Origin of the sequence: Xanthomonas euroxanthea (assembly GCF_903989455.1) — a bacterium.
GTDB classification, from domain to species: Bacteria; Pseudomonadota; Gammaproteobacteria; order Xanthomonadales; family Xanthomonadaceae; genus Xanthomonas; species Xanthomonas euroxanthea.
The window spans coordinates 3,585,241-3,602,199 of the sequence record NZ_LR861803.1; the positions used below are offsets into that span (position 1 = coordinate 3,585,241).

A 16,959-nucleotide genomic window follows, 5' to 3' on the forward strand; every position below is an offset into this window, starting at 1 on the left:
CGTCCAGCACCACTCAGTTGCGCAACGCCGCCACCCGCTGCGACAACTTCTTCGCCGAAACGCCCGACCTGGCGCCCAGCTCCTGCGCAAAGACCGACACGCGCAATTCCTCAAGATCCCAGCGTAGCGACTGCCATTCATCACGTTGCTGCAACCCACGCGCGGCCGCCTGGTCCAATGCATCCACGAACGGCTTGAGTTCGAGCATGCGTGCCTGGTCGCGGGCCGGATCGCGTTTGGCACGCTCGGTCCGCAGGATCATCGCCTTGAGATAGCGCGGATAACTGGCCAGTGCCTCGGCCGGTGTTTCGCGCAGGAAGCCGGCATGCACCAGCGCGCGCAGCTGCTGCTCCATATCGTCCAGGTTGCCGCGCGCCCAGCCCATCAACGGCGCCTCCAGCAGCGGCTTGAGTTCGGCCACGGCGCCAAGGATGCTTTCGGCCAGCGTCAGCCGTTCCATCGCCTCGCCGAACAGGCGCTTGCCGGCCTCGTCGCGGCGCTGCGCAAAGGCACCGGGGTCGCGTATCGCGCCCAGGCCATCGGCCAGCACCGCGTTGAGCGCGGCATCGACCAGATCGCCGCGCAGCCGCTCCTGCGATTCGATCGCCGCGTACAGCAGGCCGGTCTTGGGCGACACCGGCAGTTGCTTGCGCGCCTGCTTGATCTTGTCGGCCAGCGCGATTTCCAGCAGCCGGCGCACGCCGCGCGGATGCGCCTGCGCCGCTTCGTTGCGGTCGGCAAAGATGCGCAGCGCCGCGTCTTCGCCCTGGTCCACCAGCGCCGGATACGCCGGCACGCCGGCTTCGCCGGCCACCTGCTCGGGAATCGGCGTGGACGGAAAATCGCGCAAGCCCTCGGCCGCCAGCGCGCGCCCCGCACGTGCGGCGAAGGCCTGGCCGGCACGCTCGCCAAAGCGTGCGCGCAATCCGTCCAGATCGCGCGACTCGGCCAGTACCTTGCCGTCGTCATCGCGCAGGCGCAGGTTCATCAGCAGATGCGTGTCCAGCGACTCTTCGTCGAAATCCAGCGCCGCCACCTGCGTGCCGGTGGCCTTGGTCAGGAAGCGCGCCAGCTCGCCACGGATAGCGTCGGCCGAGGCGATGCTGTAGGCCTCGTAGAACGCGCGCCCGAAATCCGGCGCCGGCACATAGTTGCGCCGTTGCGCCTTGGGCAGGCTGCGAATCAAGGCCGATGCCTTGTCGGCGACGAAGCCCGGCGCCAGCCACGACAGCCGCGCCGGATCCAGCGCATTGAGCAGGTGCAGCGGCACATCCAGCGTCACCCCGTCATCGATGGCGCCCGGCTCGAAGCGGTAATGCAAGGGCAGCCGCGCATCGCCCAGCGGGAAATACTTGGGAAACCGGTCGGCCTCGCTGCCTTCGCCGGGCAACAGGTCGTTCAACGTCCAGTGCAGGCTGCGGCGCTTGTCCGGCGGCAAGGTCTTCCACCATGCATCCAGCCCGCTGGCCGAGTGCAGCTCGGCCGGGATGCGATCCAGATACCAGCGCGCCTGCCAGTCTTCGTCGGCGACGATGCCGGCGCGGCGCAGCTTGGCTTCTTCCTCGCGTGCCTGCTCCAGCACCTTGAGGTTGTCGGCGATGAACGCCGCACGCGTATTGATCTCGCCGGTGACCAGGCCCTGGCGCACGAACAGGTCGTGTGCGCCGGCCGGATCGATCTTGCCGAAGTGGACCGGCTTTTTCGGCGCCAGCACCAGGCCGAACAGGCTGATCTGCTCGGATGCCACCACCTGCCCCTGCGCACGCGACCAATGCGGGTCGAAATGCTTGCGTGCCAGCAGATGCCCCAGCTCGGCGATCGCCCAGTCCGGCTCGATCGCGGCATTGGTCATGCCCCAGACTTTTTGCGTATCCAGCAGCGTGGCGGCCAGCATCCACGGCGGCGGCTTGCGTGCCAGTGCCGAGCCGGGAAACGGCACGAACCGGCGTTGCCGCGCGGCGAGAAAATCGCCTTTTTCGGTGCGATGGCCGATCTGCGTCGGCAGGCCGGCCAACAGCGCACGATGCAGGGCCTGATAGGCCGCCGCGCGTTCGCGCTCGCTAATGCGTGCCGAGGCCTCGGCAACGTCGGCCTGCTTGCTGGCAGCGGCGGACGTGGCTTGCGCAGGTGGCGCATTCGGATCCGGCTTGCCTTCACGCGCCAGCCGCGCAGCGCGATGCAACTGCCCGCGCGTCGGCCGGTTGGCGTTGTGCCCGTCCTCGCGCGCAGGCGCGCTGGCACCTGCCAGCAATGGCGCCAGCATCGCAGCGGCCGGCTCCTCGCTCCACCCCAGCTCCTCGCACAACAGGCGCAGCTGCCGATGCAGCTCACGCCATTCGCGCATGCGCAGGAAGCCGAGGAAATGCCGGTTGCACCAATCGCGCAACTTGGACTGGGTGAGATCCTCGTGCACCTGTCGGTAGGCCTCCCACAACCGCAGGATGCCGACGAATTCAGAGCGTGCATCGGCAAACAGCGCGTGCGCGTTGTCGGCCGCCTCGCGTGCTTCGGGCGGGCGCTCGCGCGGATCCTGGATACCCAGGAACGCGGCGATGATGATCATCTCGCGCAGGCAGCCGTGCTGTTGCGCGGCCACCAGCATGCGCGCCAGCTTGACGTCCACCGGCAGGCGCGCCATCTGCCGGCCGATGGCGGTGAGGCGCCGATTGGCATCGATCGCACCCAGCTCCAGCAACTGCTGCCAGCCGTCGGCGACTGCGCGTTCGTCCGGCGCTTCCAGGAACGGGAACTCCTCGATCCGCCCCAGCCCCAGTTGCAGCATGCGCAGGATCACGCCCGACAAGGACGAGCGGCGGATTTCCGGGTCGGTGAATGCCGGCCGCGCGGCAAAATCCGCTTCGGCATACAGGCGGTAGCAGATGCCTTCGGCAATGCGGCCGCAGCGGCCCATGCGCTGGTTGGCGCTGGCCTGCGAGATCGGCTCGATATGCAGGCGGTCCAGCTTCTGGCGCGGGCTGTAGCGCTTGATCCGCGCAAAGCCCGGATCCACCACATACCGGATGCGCGGCACGGTCAGCGAGGTTTCGGCCACGTTGGTGGCCAGCACCAGGCGCCGGCGCGGCCCCGGGTTGAACACGCGGTCCTGGTCGGCCGCCGACAGCCGCGCGTACAGCGGCACCACTTCGGTTTCGCGGTACTTGCGCCGTTCCAGCGCCTGGTGCGCATCGCGGATCTCGCGCTCGCCGGGCAGGAACATCAGCACGTCGCCACGCGGATCGATGCGGGTGATCTCGTCGATCGCCGCCACGATCGCATCGTTGACGGTGCGCTCGCCATCGCGGCCGTTGCCACGCTCGCCGTCGCCGTCGCCGCCGTCGTCGGCCCCGCCTTCGAGCGGCCGGTAGCGCACCTCGACCGGGAAGGTCCGGCCTTCCACGTCGATCACCGGCGCGTTGTCGAAATGCCGGGCGAAGCGCTCGGTGTCGATGGTGGCCGAGGTGACGATCAACTTCAGATCGGAGCGCTTGTGCAGCAGCTGCTTGAGATAGCCGAGCAGGAAATCGATGTTGAGGCTGCGCTCGTGCGCTTCGTCCACGATGATGGTGTCGTAGGCCGACAACCAGCGGTCGCTGGCGATCTCGGCCAGCAGGATGCCGTCGGTCATGAACTTGATCCGCGACTGTTCGCCGACCCGGTCGGTAAAGCGCACCTGGAAGCCCACCGTGGTGCCCAGCGGCGTCTTCAGCTCCTCGGCCACGCGCGCGGCCACCGCCCGCGCGGCGATCCGGCGTGGCTGGGTGCAGCCGATCATGCCGGCCGCGCCGCGCCCGGCCGCCAGACACAGCTTGGGCAGCTGGGTGGTCTTGCCCGAGCCGGTCTCGCCGGCGATGACGACGACCTGATGGTCGCGGATCAGCGCGATGATGCGCTCGGCCTCGCGCGCGATCGGCAGTTGCTCGTCCAGCGTGATGGCCGGCTGCTGCTCGGCACGCGCCTGGCGTTGCGCCTGCGACGCTGCCAGCGCCTGCTCGAAGGCCTCGCGCACCTGCGGGTTGCCGGGCTTGCCCTGCCAGCGCGACCATAGACCGAGCAACCGGCCACGGTCGCGGCTCATCGCGCCATCGACGGCGCGGCGGCGCTCACGCAAGGTGTTGGCAAGGTCGGTGTCGATAGCGCTCATTGATCGAAAAATGTGAAAGATTGAATGACAGCAGATCCTTTAGCCTGTCTATTGTGACCCGATATCTGTTTCCTCAGGAGGACCATTCCCATGTCCAAGAAAAAGAACGCCAACAAGCCCGTCGTCATCAATGAAGCATTGGACGCACTGCCGGTCGCCGCAGCATCGGCACCACACATCGATATCGGGATCAAGGACGGTGATCGCAAGCAGATCTCCGACGGTCTGGCCCGCTACATGGCTGACGCCTTCACCCTGTACCTGAAGACCCACAACTTCCACTGGAATGTCACCGGGTCGATGTTCAACTCGCTGCACACCATGTTCGAGACCCAGTACACCGAGCAGTGGGCGGCGCTGGACGAAGTAGCCGAGCGCATCCGCGCCCTGGGCTACAACGCACCGGGCTCCTACAGCGAGTTCGTCGCCCTGACCTCGATCCCGGAAGAACAGGGGCTGAGCGACAGTGCCGACTGGCGTGAAATGGTGCGCCAGCTGGTCAGCGGCAACGAAGCGGTCTGCCGCACCGCGCGCAAGGTGCTGGGCACCGCCGACGACGCCGGCGACGACCCGACCGTGGACCTGCTGACCCAGCGCTTGCAGACCCACGAGAAGTACGCCTGGATGCTGCGCTCGCTGCTGCAGTAAGCCCTGGGCCTGGTCCCTGCGGGTGTGCCCAAGGTTTCGCTGCGCCGAAACCTTGGGCCCCTGCGCCATCGCCGGCCACACCCCGCGCCTTCGGCGCGCCCCTGACTCGGCGGATTGCGGCCCTCTCCGCGTCGCGAAACATGTCCCCCGGCATTCACATCGCGGCAATCCCCGACGCACCGTCGCGCAACACCGCCCGCCTGACACCGGCCAGGGCTTGACCCGCGCGGTATCCTAGGCGGATGTCTTCCCCCGCCCACGAACTGCTCAGCCGCGTCTTCGGTTACGACGACTTCCGCGGCCCACAGCAAGCCATTGTCGAACACGTCGCGGCAGGCAACGATGCCCTGGTGCTGATGCCCACCGGCGGCGGCAAGTCGCTGTGCTACCAGGTGCCGGCGCTGTTGCGCGACGGTATCGGCATTGTGGTCTCGCCGCTGATCGCACTGATGCAGGATCAGGTCGAGGCCTTGCGCCAGCTCGGTGTGCGCGCCGAATTCCTCAATTCCACGCTGGACGCGGAGAACGCCCAGCGGGTCGAACGTGCGTTGCTGTCCGGCGACCTTGACCTGCTCTACGTCGCGCCGGAGCGTCTGCTGACCCAGCGCTTCCTGTCCTTGCTGGAACGCAGCCGCATCGCGCTGTTCGCCATCGACGAGGCGCATTGCGTTTCGCAATGGGGCCACGATTTCCGCCCTGAGTACCGCCAGCTCACCGTCTTGCACGAACGCTGGCCGCATATCCCGCGCATGGCCTTGACCGCCACCGCCGACCCGCCGACCCAGCGCGAGATCGCCGAGCGCCTGGACCTGGTCGACGCGCGCCACTTCGTCAGTTCCTTCGACCGCCCCAACATCCGCTACACCGTGGTGCAGAAGGACAACGCGCGCAAGCAGCTGCAGGAGTTCCTGGGCCGTCACCGCGGCTCGGCCGGCATCGTCTATGCGATGTCGCGGCGCAAGGTCGAAGAGACCGCGCAGTCTCTGTGCTCGCAAGGCTTCAACGCCCTGCCCTACCACGCCGGCCTGCCGGCCGAGGTGCGTGCGGAAAACCAGCGCCGCTTCCTGCGCGAGGACGGCATCATCATGGCCGCCACGATCGCCTTCGGCATGGGCATCGACAAGCCGGACGTGCGCTTCGTGGCGCATGTGGATCTGCCCAAGTCGCTGGAAGGCTATTACCAGGAAACCGGCCGCGCCGGCCGCGATGGCGACCCGGCCGAGGCCTGGCTCTGCTACGGCCTGGGCGATGTGGTGCTGCTCAAGCAGATGATCGAACAGGGCGAAGCAGCCGAGGAGCGCAAGCGGCTGGAGCGCGCCAAGCTCGATCACCTGCTCGGCTACTGCGAATCGATGCAATGCCGCCGCCAGGTGTTGCTGGCCGGCTTCGGCGAGACCTATCCCAAGCCCTGCGGCAACTGCGACAACTGCCTGACGCCCGCCGCCGCGTGGGACGCCACCGTGGCCTCGCAGAAGGCGCTCAGCTGCGTGTACCGCAGCGGGCAACGCTTCGGTGTCGGCCACCTGATCGACATCCTGCGCGGCAGCGAGAACGAGCGCATCAAGCAGCTCGGCCACGACCAGCTGAGCACCTACGGCATCGGCCGCGACCTGGACGAGCGCACCTGGCGCGGGGTGTTCCGCCAGCTGGTGGCCGCCAGCCTGCTGGAGGTCGACAGCGAAGGCCATGGCGGCCTGCGCCTGACCGACGCCAGCCGCCAGGTGCTCAAGGGCGAGCGCCAGGTGATGATGCGCCGCGAGAACCCGGCTGCCGGGCGCGAGCGCAGCGCGCAACGCACCGGCCTGCCGGTGCAGCCGCAGGACCTGGTGCTGTTCAACGCCCTGCGCGGCCTGCGCGCGGAGCTGGCCAAGGAGCAGAACGTGCCGGCCTTCGTGATCTTCCACGACAGCACGCTGCGCAATATCGCCGAACAGCGGCCCACCAGCATCGACGCACTCTCGCGTGTCGGCGGTATCGGCGGCGGCAAACTGGCCCGCTACGGGGCGCAGCTGATCGAGATCGTGCGCGAGCAGGGCTGATGCAGCAGCGTGTGCCATCGCGGTGACGGCGCCGGCATGAAAAACCGCGCAATCGACAGCGCGCATTCAATCAGCCGTTGCTAGTTTCACAAGGCGATCTGGCACGCGCTGTCAGTCCCTCCTGGTAGAGTCCATCCGATGAAACGCAGCCTGCTTCTCCTGGCCACTCTGTTTGCCGCCGGCAGCGCGCTCGCCCAGGCCGGCGAGCGCAGCGCCGAGCCGGGATCGGCGCAATCGCTGGACCTGAGCGTTCCGCAAGCCCCGGTGCAGTACCGCTCCGACCCCGCGTACAGCACCGACCCGCCGGGCACCTTCTATGGCGACAAGAGCGGCCCCAAGCCTGCGCTGAGCCGCCCCAGCGCAGCCTCGCTTGCGGCCGAACGCGCCGAACAATGCCAGGGCAAGCTGCATGGCGCGGTCGAAACCGGCATGGGCTACTCCAACCGCGGCGGCAACAGCAACTGGCAGGCGGTCAACCTGAATTCCTGCAAGACCTATTACGACGATGATGGCAAGGCGCATCAGATCGGCGTCAGCATCAGTGTCGGGCGCGGCGAAGGCCCGCTGTTCGGGCCGCGCTACGGCCCCGGCGGCTATGGTCCTGGCCCGTTCGGCTGGTAACCGTACGGCTCCGTCTGCGTTGACAGAGGGTTCACTGCCGCATCGCTGAGAATGTGGCCTGCCTTACGAGACGTGCTCATGTCACAGAACAAGGAACGGCCAGTTGTTTTCGTCGTCGAAGACGGCGATGGCACCCGACAACTCAGCTGCCTTGTGCTGGAAAGCTATGGTTTTACCTGCCGCAGCGCCGGCTCGGTCGAAGAGGCCCTGGCCCTGATCGAAAGCGACCCGCGCGTCGATGTGCTGTTTTCCGACATCCATTTCCCGGGCGGCCTGACCGGCGTGGATCTGGCGCTCAAGACCGCGCACGCCCCCTACAACCTGCCCGTGCTGCTCACCTCCGGGCTGGCGGTGGAGTATGTGGAAGAGATCCTGCCGGATGGCGTGGCCTTCCTCGAGAAACCCTATACCCCCGAGCAATTGCTGAGCGCGATCCGCAGCGTGATGGCCAAGCACCGGATACTTCCCACTCCGGTCGCCTGACGTAGAGGGTCGCGACTGGACGGCGACCCACAATCCCGGTATGAAGTGGCGGCCGATGCGATGTGTCGGCAACGGGGATTGACCACGACACGGTTGTGCTAGGGACGCGGCGCCATGCCCGCCTGGCCCGACCATGCCTTACGCCAGGGGACAACATGAAACACCTAGTGACCGCAGCCATGGCCATGGCTGCGTTGAGCGGTTGCGCGACGGTCATGAACGACGCGACCCAGCCCATCCGAGTGGATACCAAGACCGCCGATGGGCACCTCATCGCTGGCGCCGACTGCGCCCTCAGCAACGACAAGGGACGCTTCACCCTGAAGTCCGGGCAGACCGTGCAGGTACGCCGGTCCTCGCGCGACCTGGAAGTCAGCTGCGTGCTGCCCGGTCAGCGCAATGCCGCCGGTCGCTCCATCTCGCGCGCCAACATCGGGATCTGGGGCAACATCCTGATCGGCGGCGCGATCGGCGCCATTGTCGATCACAGCAAGGGCACCGGCTACACCTACCCGAGCTGGATCCAGCTGGTATTCGGACAGACGCTGAGCTTCGACCGCCACCGCGAGGACCGCGGCCAGCCGTTACAGGGCGACAACGCACACGTCGCGGCAACCGCCTCCGGCACCGAAAGTGGACCCAGCGAAGCCGTCACGCTGCCGCTGGCAGGCGAGGTCGCCCCGCCTGTGCAGGCAGGCACAGCAGCACCGGCCAGCAAGGCCGCAGCCACGGTTACACCTGCGGGCCCGGCGATGTCCACCGAATCGGCCAGCACACGCGCCCAGGGCATCAGCAGCGGCCTGAATTGCGGCACGGTGCAGGCACACAGCGCCACGCGTTTCACCGCCGCCTGCAGTGGCGGCAGTACGGTGCAGATCGACTGCGCCGGCTTCCGCTGCAGCGCAACCTTCCCCTGACCTGACATGGCTGCGCTCGGGGACGAGCGCAGCCCGACGGCTTGACGATCGTCGGGGTTGACCCGACACGCTGTCGGCGCAGTCCCGATTTACGTGCCGCACGCCCCATTTAAACTGCAGCCACCGGACGCGAGGCCTGTTGGGCCGTTCAACTCGCGAGGCGCTGAGCACGCCCCCCGCCGGAACATCGCCGGCATCGCGTGACGCGCCTGGGTCGTGGTTGGTCGTCCACCAGCGTGGATGCGCGCGCCTTTCAGGCGAAGAAGTCAGCCGTGCGCACGCACAGGCGGCTCGCTCGAGTGCGCCGTCGAACCATCTGATGCGTGTGCGACCACTGCGCCTGTGCTCCAGCGGACCTTACGAGATTCCCGAACCTGCAGCTGGATCCGTGCCGATATCCGCCTTGGCTGAGCTTGCGCGACGCCGTCGGATGCATTGGTTTGCCAGCCTCTCCCTAGCAGGTGGCTGGTCGCTGCTGTTCCTGCGCTTCCGGCTGCAGACCTGTCAGCTTGCCGCCGGCAGGCGAACACGTGCTCGGTCGCGCCTGTATTGCAGCCGCTGCGTCGGCAGGCAGATGCACGCGAGCGCGCTTGCAGCCGTCGCGCGCGCTTGCGGGGCCAGGCGACGCGGCGCGGTTGCGCGCGGCCGATGCAGCGTATTTCACGCCATCAAGCAGGCCGCTCGCTAGGCTGACGTCAGTGCAGCACTTGGCTGCGAAGATTTTCAGGAAATTCCCATGGGCGACAATTCGTTTCTGTCACCGGCCTTCATCATTCTGGTCGTCGGCGTGATTGCCGTTGTGTTCTGGCTGGTGACGCGCGCCAAGAAAAAACGCAACAAGAAGTAAGCCACGAACCAGGCGACCCCGGCATCGGGATGCGCAACGCAGCTTGCGCTCACCGCGCAATCGCAGTGCATTGCCGAGCGCGCAAGACTCGGCCGACGCGCGTCGCTATTGCCCGGCACGGTCGCTACGTTTACGTGCGGGCCTGACAGCGCATCAATGCCGCAATGGCCTGAACAACGGCGCCGGGCAGTGACACCGCCATGGTGCGGTTACGCAATGCTTGCTGCATACATGTCGGCAGCAGCGGCATGCCGCCGCATGGCAGCCACGCGCATCCAACACGTGCTGCCCGTCAGAAACGCTCGCCTGTCGGCAGATAGCGCCATTGGCCGATGGCCAGCTTGCCCAGCGACACGCGGCCCACGCGCAGGCGCCGGATGCTGACCACCTCCAGCCCGACCTCACCGCACATGTAACGCAGCTGGCCGGGTTGCACGTGCTTGATCGCAAAGCGCAGACGCTCCTCGTTCTGCCAGCTCACCTTGCACGGCGACAGGCTGCGCTGCTGATACACCAGGCCATGCGCAAGCCGCGCCATGCCATATGGGCGCAGCTCCCCGCGCACCTCCACCAGGAATTCCTGTTCGATGGAGGTGGCGTCGGCGCTGAGCCTGCGCAGGACGCGGCCGTCCTGGCTCAGTACCAGCAAACCGCTCGCCGCGTCCTCCAACGGCAGCGGCGCGTGCAGACGCAGGAAGTGCCGCTTGAGCACACGCATCTCGAGCTGGTCCAGGGCGCTGCGCGTTTCCGCAGTAGCCAGTGCCAGTGCCGCCTCGGCGCTCATGCCTGCCGGTTTGTGCAGCAGCAGCGTGGCAGGCTCGGCAGGTTCGAGCACGGCGTTTTCCGCCAGCGTCACCTGCGCCGCGGTCGCCAGGGCTTGCGGCTCTTCGACCACGACCCCGTCCACACTGACCCAGCCGCCCTCGATGTATTGCTGCGCCTCTCCACGCGAGCAGCCAAACCGCGCGGCCACGCATTTATCGAGACGGATCGGATCGGACATCGGGCGGGCTCGGCTTCAGGGGACGGCAGTGTACGTGCTGGGTCGACGGATGCGTGAGGCCGGCTTCTGCGCTGCCCGACAAAGTGGGAAACTGGGCGCTCACACAGGAGATTGCAGATGTTCATCAAGTTTGGCACCACCCGGGTCCGCCTCAACCACATCTCCGTCATCAGCGATCCCTTCAACGCAGGCGAAAACTTCGGATCGTATTGCCACTCGGTCCGGGTCGGCCTGCTCTCCGGCGAGGAAATCTTTGCACGCTTCAATACTGAAAGCGGCGCCGAGCAGCTTCATGCCGAGGTACTTGCTGCGCTGGAAGGTTGAGCGCAAGAGCCACAGTGCCGCCATGCGCGTGACGCCTCACGCGCGATGCGCGGCGCCGCTTCAGCAGCCGGCCATGCCGGCTTGCAAGGTGCACGTGGCAAGGCCCTTGCCGCATGGCATCAGAGTAGATCGCATCGCCGGAACACGCCGCTGCACCAGCACCGGCGCTTACCAAAGACAAGCGGATTGCAGGTATTGCGATACATAGCGGATGCGATCCTGTCAAAGCATCCGCTGCGCTCCAGGAGGTCGCCACATGTCGGCGAAACGTCGGAAAATCGTTCTGCGGTTGGCATGCTTCGATCCAGCGATAGACGCCACAAACACGCAGTGCATGCACGGGTGTCAGGCCGCTGCGGACGGCTGTCGGGAAATTTCTTCCGCACGATGAATTCAATCTAAGTCATTTCAGATACGTACCTTTAGCTCGTCGCGATCCGGCCGTTAGCTGGGCAAGACGCTCTGGTGGATGACCCATTCATCGAGCCCCTCAGCTGCACTACCTGGATGCGGTAATGAATACATATCTGCAACGCCTCAATGTCGGCCGTCGCCTGGGCATGGCCTTTGGCATCTTGATCCTATTGTCGGGCCTGCTTGTTGCGACCGGCCTGGTCACCATGTCCAACGCCCGTTTCGAGCTGGATACCATCGTCAACAGCAACATGGAGAAGATCCAGCTGTCCTCGGAAATGCTCGACGCCAATACCAATGTGGCGATCGGCCTGCGCGACATCGTGATGGTGTCCGGCGATGCCGCCAACCGCCGCAGCATGGAGATGATCGAAAAAAACCGTGCACGCTACAAGGAGGCGCATGACGCACTGACGGCCTTGCCGAGCAGTGCCCCTGAAAAGAACGCGCTCCAGCTGCTGCAGGAAAAGCGCGACGTGTCGGTGAAGTTCAACAACCAGATTCTCCAGTACGGCATTCACGACCAGAACCAGCAAGCGCAGGATTTGCTGCAGGGCGACGCCGCCGTCGCGATGGACGCACAGCAGGCGGCCATCCGCGCCAATGCCGAGCTGGAGCGCCGGCTCAGCAAGGAAGCCTATCAAACCGCCGTTGCCTCGATGCATCGTGGCAAGGTCATCCTGGCCAGTGGCGGCATCACCGCGCTGGCCATCAGTGCACTGCTGGCCTGGTTGATCACCCGCAGCCTGACCCAGCCGCTCAGCCAGGCCACACGCACTGCGGAGGCCATTGCAGCCGGCAACCTGCACAACGATGTGCACACCAGCGCCAACGACGAAACCGGCCGCCTGCTCAAGGCCATGGACAAGATGCAGCTGCAGCTGCGTAACCTGATCACCGCGCAAACCGACATGGCCAGGCATCACGACAACGGCCAGATCAGCTTCCGTATCGATGCGGCGGCCTTCCCGGGCGACTACGGGCGCATGGCCAACGACACCAACCTGCTGGTTGCCTCGCATGTGGCAGTGCAAACCGATCTGGCACGCATCATGGGGCGGTATGCCGTTGGCGAACTCTCCGAAGACATGCAGCCGCTGCCCGGCGAAAAGGCCGTTTTCAGCGACACCATGTCGCAGGTCAAGCTCAACCTGTCGGCGATGAATCACCAGATCAAGCATCTCGCCCAGGCCGCGGCCAATGGCGACTTCAGCGCGCGCGGCGATGCCGAGCACTTCCAGTTCGACTTCCGCATCATGGTCGAAAGCCTCAACCACCTGATGTCCACGGCCGACGGCAACCTGCAGTCGCTGTCGTCGTTGCTGCAGTCCATCGCCGCAGGCGACCTCACCGCACGCATGAGTGGCGAATTCCGCGGTGTCTTCGCACAGATGCGCGATGACGCCAACGCCACGGCCAACCAGCTGGCGCAGATCGTCGGCAACATCCAGCAATCGGCCGTGTCGATCAACTCCGCGGCCAGCGAAATCGCCGCCGGCAACCAGGACCTGTCGCAACGGACCGAACAGCAGGCGGCCAATCTCGAAGAAACCGCAGCATCAATGGAAGAACTCACCTCCACCGTCAGGCAGAATGCCGAAAGCGCACGCCAGGCCAATCAGCTGGCGATCGGCGCCGCACGCGTTGCCTCGCAAGGGGGCGAAGTGGTCGGCAAGGTCGTGGACACCATGAGCGGTATCGAGGCCTCGTCCAGGAAGATCGCCGACATCATCAGCGTCATCGACGGCATCGCCTTCCAGACCAATATCCTGGCCTTGAATGCGGCAGTGGAAGCCGCACGTGCCGGCGAACAGGGACGCGGCTTTGCCGTGGTGGCCTCGGAGGTACGCACGCTCGCGCAGCGTTCCTCCGGCGCCGCCAAGGAGATCAAGGACCTCATCGACGACTCGGTGCAACGCGTGGCCGAGGGCTCGGCATTGGTGCACAGCGCCGGCGAGACCATGGGCGAGGTAGTGGCCAGCGTGCAACGTGTCACCGACATCATGGGCGAGATTTCTGCAGCCTCCCAGGAGCAGTCGGCCGGCATCGAGCAGGTCAACCAGACCATCACGCATATGGACGAAACCACGCAGCAGAACGCCGCACTGGTGGAAGAAGCCACTGCTGCCGCGCGTGCGATGGAAGAGCAGGCGGTGCAGCTCACCGATGCGGTGGCGATCTTCAAGATCGACGCACGGCAGACGCGGCAGCAGGCAGCGGCACCGGTCGCAAAGCTGCTGAGCAAGGCCCGCCACGCCTGAGCCAGCGGTCGGCACTGCGCCATGGCGAGGTCGCATTGCGCGGCTCGCCTCACGCAGCGCGGCAGCACCTTGAGGCGCCCTTCTGCCGCGCGCCGCACCGTGCCGGTGCGGCCGCGCGGCAGAAGGCACGACAACGCTAGCGCGTATAGAGGCCGGGAAAATAGCGCTCCATCAGCGACTGCGGAGACAGCGGCGGGGTGAAGCCGTAGCGCGCATACAGGCCGTGCGCATCGCTGGTTGCCAGGCTGAAACGGCGCAGCCCCTGCAGATCGGGGTGCGCCATGACCGCGTCCATCAATTGCTTGCCATAGCCCTTGCCCCGGTGCGCGGGCAACACGAACACATCGCCCAGGTACGCAACGGTTGCGTAGTCGGAAACCACGCGCGCAAAGGCGACCTGCCTGCCCTCCAAGAACCCGCCAAAACACAGCGAATTGGCGATGGAGCGCTGTACCACCGCAAGCGGGATGTCCCTGGCCCAGCTGGTGTGCTGCGCCAGGTAGCGATGGATCAGCGCGATATCGAGCGCGGATGGATCGGTGGAGACACGCAGCGGCGACATGACACTAGCTCCGGGACGGTGAGGCCTCAGGGTAGCGCCTGCGAGGGCAGCAACAACAGGGCACACAGCACCAGCATGAATCCCGCGATCGCCGCATCCAGCACACGCCATGCGCGCGGATCGCGAAAAGCCGGCTGCAACAGACGCGCGCCATAGCCCAGCCCGGAAAACCACGTGATGCTGGCCAGGCACGCGCCCGACGCGAACGCCCAGCGCAACGGACCCGGGTAACGCGCAGCCAGACTGCCGAGCAGCAGCATCGTGTCCAGATAGACGTGCGGGTTGAGAAAGGTAAAGGCCAGGCACGCCAGCATGGCGCGCTGCCAGCGTTGCGCGCCGGTCTGCGCCGGCGCCAGTGTGCTGGTGCCACGCCAGGCCCTGCGTGCAGCCAGCGCGCCATATGCCGCAAGAAATGCAGCTCCCGCATAGCGAAGTCCCTGCAACAACTCCGGCCATTGCGTTACCAGCACGCCAATCCCGGCCACGCCCAGCACGATCAGCGCGATGTCACCGAACGCGCAGATCGCCACCACCAGACCGACATGCTGGCGCTGCAGTCCCTGCCGCAGCACAAATGCATTCTGCGCACCGATTGCAATGATGAGACCTGCGCTGGCGATAAAGCCAGAGATTGCGGCTTGAAGTAACACGAGCACCTCCCGGATCACAGGCGCCAATGCTGGGCGTTCCGCTGCAATTAGGAAAACTAAATCTTCTGTATCCTGCTTAGAACTTCTAATCCCGCCGGACGCCATGGATCTGCTGCATCCGCAACTGGCTGCATTCGCTGCCGTTCTCGAGGAAGGCAGCTTCGACGCCGCTGCGCGGCGGCTGTCGTTGACGCCGTCGGCAATTTCGCAGCGGGTCAAGGCATTGGAAGACCGGCTCGGCCAGGTACTGGTGATCCGCAAGGCTCCCTGCCGCCCTACTCCGGCCGGCGAGCGCCTGCTGCGCCGCGTGAAGCCGATGCAGGTACTGGAGTCCGAAGCGATTGCCGATTTCCTTCCCGACGACAGCAGCGCCGGGCATCCGCGCACGCTGGCCATCGCCGTCAATGACGACTCGCTGCAGACCTGGTTCCTGGCGGCCTTGTCGGCGCTGCATCGCGCACATGGTTTTCTGTTCGATGTGCAGATGGACGACCAGGACCACACCCTGGAGTTGTTGCGATCGGGCGCGGTGCTCGGCGCCGTCACTGCCGAGCGCAAGCCGTTGCAGGGCTGCAACGTGCAAGCGCTGGGAGTGATGCGTTATCACGCCATCGCATCGGCCGCATTCGTTGCGACGCACTTCACGCAGGGCTTGAGTGCAGCGGCTCTCGCGCGCGCACCGATGCTAGTGTTCAACCGAAAGGACACGCTGCAAACCCGCTTCGTCCGCCGCATCACCCGCGTGCAGGTGGCGCCGCCGATCCACTACCTGCCAACCTCGACCGGCTTTGTCGAAGCTGCCGCACGCGGACTCGGCTGGTGTCTGGCGCCAGAATCGATGGTCACCCCCGCCGTGCGTGACAGGCAGGTGGTCATCATCGATCCCGGCCGCTGGCTCGATGTGCCGCTGTACTGGCAGTGCGCAGCAGTGCGCTCGCGCGCCCTGCAGCAACTTGGCCAGGCCTTGCGCAAGGCGGCGGCCGCGAGCCTGCGCTGAGACCGGCCGTGCCGCACGCGAAGCGGGCAGGCACCTCCGAAGCCCGAGGCGCGCAACTGCCGGCAGGATGTCGCACCGAATTGACGTGCAGATACGGTCGCTACCCTGCCCGCGCGCGCTTGGCACAGCCGCGTTGCCCGGCATCGCGCTGCCGCCGCAGCAGCGACCGGCTCGCCGTGCCACGCCGAGCCTGCTAGCCTTTCCGCCTATTCCGTTGTGATTGCCGATCCGTCATGAAAAAAGCCGTTGTTCTGTTGTCCGGGGGCATGGATTCCGCTGCCGTCATCGCGCTTGCGCAGGAGCAGGGGTTTGCCGTGCATGCCCTGAGCGTGCGCTACGGCCAGCGCCATACCTCCGAGCTGGACGCCGCCGCACGCGTGGCCGCGGCGCAGGGGGTGATCGCGCACAAGGTGGTGGACGTGGACCTGCGCAGCATCGGCGGCTCGGCGCTCACTGACGACATCGACGTGCCCGACGCCGGTGGCGACGGCATTCCGGTCACCTACGTGCCGGCGCGCAACACCATCATGCTGTCGCTGGCGCTGGGTTGGGCCGAGGTGATCGGCGCCAACGACCTGTTCTGCGGCGTCAACGCGGTCGATTATTCCGGTTACCCGGACTGCCGGCCCGAATTCGTGCGCGCCTTCGAAGTGCTGGCCAACCTGGCCACCAAGGCCGGCGTGGAAGGCGCCGGCCTGCGCGTGCATGCACCGCTGCAGTTCCTCAGCAAGGCCGACATCGTGCGTGAAGGCGTGCGCCTGGGCGTGGACTTCGGCCTGACCGTATCCTGCTACCGCGCCGACGCCGACGGACGCGCCTGCGGCCACTGCGACGCCTGCCGCTTGCGCGCGGCCGGTTTTGCCGACGCCGGCGTCCCGGACCCCACCCACTACGCCATTTCGCCTTGACGCCGGTGTAGGGTAGAATGCGCACCCCGGCACGCTGCCGGGACAGTGGGCCGTTAGCTCAGTCGGTAGAGCAGAAGACTTTTAATCTTTTGGTCGATGGTTCGAATCCATCACGGCCCACCAATCAGATCAACAACGTGAAGG

Annotated in this window: 13 protein-coding genes and 1 tRNA gene; 10 read left to right on the forward strand and 4 right to left on the reverse strand. The window is 66.2% G+C overall.

All coding sequences use genetic code 11. From position 1 onward, the window contains the following. Nucleotides 1-13: 13 nt before the first annotated feature. Nucleotides 14-4,141: an ATP-dependent RNA helicase HrpA gene (hrpA, locus tag H7A86_RS15050; protein ID WP_119131125.1), complete on the reverse strand. Its 4,128-nt coding sequence runs from the start codon at nucleotides 4,139-4,141 to the stop codon at nucleotides 14-16. A 90-nt stretch (nucleotides 4,142-4,231) separates the two neighbouring features. Between hrpA and H7A86_RS15055 the strand changes: the two genes are divergently transcribed. The 5 genes from H7A86_RS15055 (at nucleotide 4,232) to H7A86_RS15075 (ending at nucleotide 8,849) form a co-directional block, all read left to right on the forward strand. Continuing rightward, nucleotides 4,232-4,789: a Dps family protein gene (locus H7A86_RS15055; protein WP_102580821.1), complete on the forward strand. Its 558-nt coding sequence runs from the start codon at nucleotides 4,232-4,234 to the stop codon at nucleotides 4,787-4,789. Nucleotides 4,790-5,031: 242 nt separating this feature from the next. Beyond that, on the forward strand, nucleotides 5,032-6,828 hold the full coding sequence (gene recQ, locus H7A86_RS15060) for a DNA helicase RecQ (RefSeq protein ID WP_104648233.1): 1,797 nt from the start codon (nucleotides 5,032-5,034) through the stop codon (nucleotides 6,826-6,828). A 138-nt stretch (nucleotides 6,829-6,966) separates the two neighbouring features. Further along, a complete protein-coding gene (locus H7A86_RS15065; protein WP_119131124.1) occupies nucleotides 6,967-7,449 on the forward strand; it encodes a hypothetical protein in 483 nt (160 codons plus the stop codon). Nucleotides 7,450-7,527: 78 nt separating this feature from the next. Beyond that, entirely contained in the window at nucleotides 7,528-7,932 is a 405-nt protein-coding gene (locus tag H7A86_RS15070) for a response regulator (RefSeq protein ID WP_104584674.1), read from the forward strand. Between the two features lie 215 nt (nucleotides 7,933-8,147). Continuing rightward, entirely contained in the window at nucleotides 8,148-8,849 is a 702-nt protein-coding gene (locus H7A86_RS15075) for a hypothetical protein (protein ID WP_232099109.1), read from the forward strand. A gap of 1,139 nt (nucleotides 8,850-9,988) precedes the next feature. On the opposite strand, the gene H7A86_RS15080 is transcribed toward H7A86_RS15075, so the two are convergent. Then, nucleotides 9,989-10,699, reverse strand: coding sequence for an rRNA pseudouridine synthase (locus H7A86_RS15080; protein ID WP_119131123.1), 711 nt, complete (start codon nucleotides 10,697-10,699; stop codon nucleotides 9,989-9,991). Nucleotides 10,700-10,816: 117 nt separating this feature from the next. Here H7A86_RS15080 and H7A86_RS15085 point away from each other — a divergent pair, with 117 nt between their 5' ends. Together H7A86_RS15085 and H7A86_RS15090 are read left to right on the forward strand one after the other, a co-directional pair. Beyond that, on the forward strand, nucleotides 10,817-11,023 hold the full coding sequence (locus tag H7A86_RS15085) for a hypothetical protein (RefSeq protein WP_016904346.1): 207 nt from the start codon (nucleotides 10,817-10,819) through the stop codon (nucleotides 11,021-11,023). Nucleotides 11,024-11,538: 515 nt separating this feature from the next. Further along, a complete protein-coding gene (locus tag H7A86_RS15090; protein WP_119131122.1) occupies nucleotides 11,539-13,698 on the forward strand; it encodes a methyl-accepting chemotaxis protein in 2,160 nt (719 codons plus the stop codon). Between the two features lie 136 nt (nucleotides 13,699-13,834). On the opposite strand, the gene H7A86_RS15095 is transcribed toward H7A86_RS15090, so the two are convergent. Both H7A86_RS15095 and H7A86_RS15100 read right to left on the reverse strand, forming a co-directional pair. Continuing rightward, nucleotides 13,835-14,260 (reverse strand): GNAT family N-acetyltransferase, encoded by a 426-nt coding sequence (locus H7A86_RS15095; RefSeq protein ID WP_104584684.1) that lies wholly within the window; start codon nucleotides 14,258-14,260, stop codon nucleotides 13,835-13,837. A 26-nt stretch (nucleotides 14,261-14,286) separates the two neighbouring features. Next, nucleotides 14,287-14,937, reverse strand: a complete 651-nt coding sequence (locus H7A86_RS15100) for a LysE/ArgO family amino acid transporter (RefSeq protein ID WP_425509757.1) — start codon at nucleotides 14,935-14,937, stop codon at nucleotides 14,287-14,289. 76 nt (nucleotides 14,938-15,013) lie between these two features. Between H7A86_RS15100 and H7A86_RS15105 the strand changes: the two genes are divergently transcribed. The 3 genes from H7A86_RS15105 (at nucleotide 15,014) to H7A86_RS15115 (ending at nucleotide 16,938) form a co-directional block, all read left to right on the forward strand. Continuing rightward, nucleotides 15,014-15,907 carry a LysR family transcriptional regulator ArgP gene (locus tag H7A86_RS15105; protein WP_119131121.1) on the forward strand — a complete coding sequence of 298 codons (894 nt, stop codon included), beginning with the start codon at nucleotides 15,014-15,016 and terminating at the stop codon, nucleotides 15,905-15,907. A 233-nt stretch (nucleotides 15,908-16,140) separates the two neighbouring features. Beyond that, on the forward strand, nucleotides 16,141-16,815 hold the full coding sequence (queC, locus tag H7A86_RS15110) for a 7-cyano-7-deazaguanine synthase QueC (RefSeq protein WP_016904340.1): 675 nt from the start codon (nucleotides 16,141-16,143) through the stop codon (nucleotides 16,813-16,815). 47 nt (nucleotides 16,816-16,862) lie between these two features. Beyond that, nucleotides 16,863-16,938: transfer RNA gene (locus H7A86_RS15115), tRNA-Lys, on the forward strand. The last annotated feature ends 21 nt before the right edge of the window (nucleotides 16,939-16,959 follow it).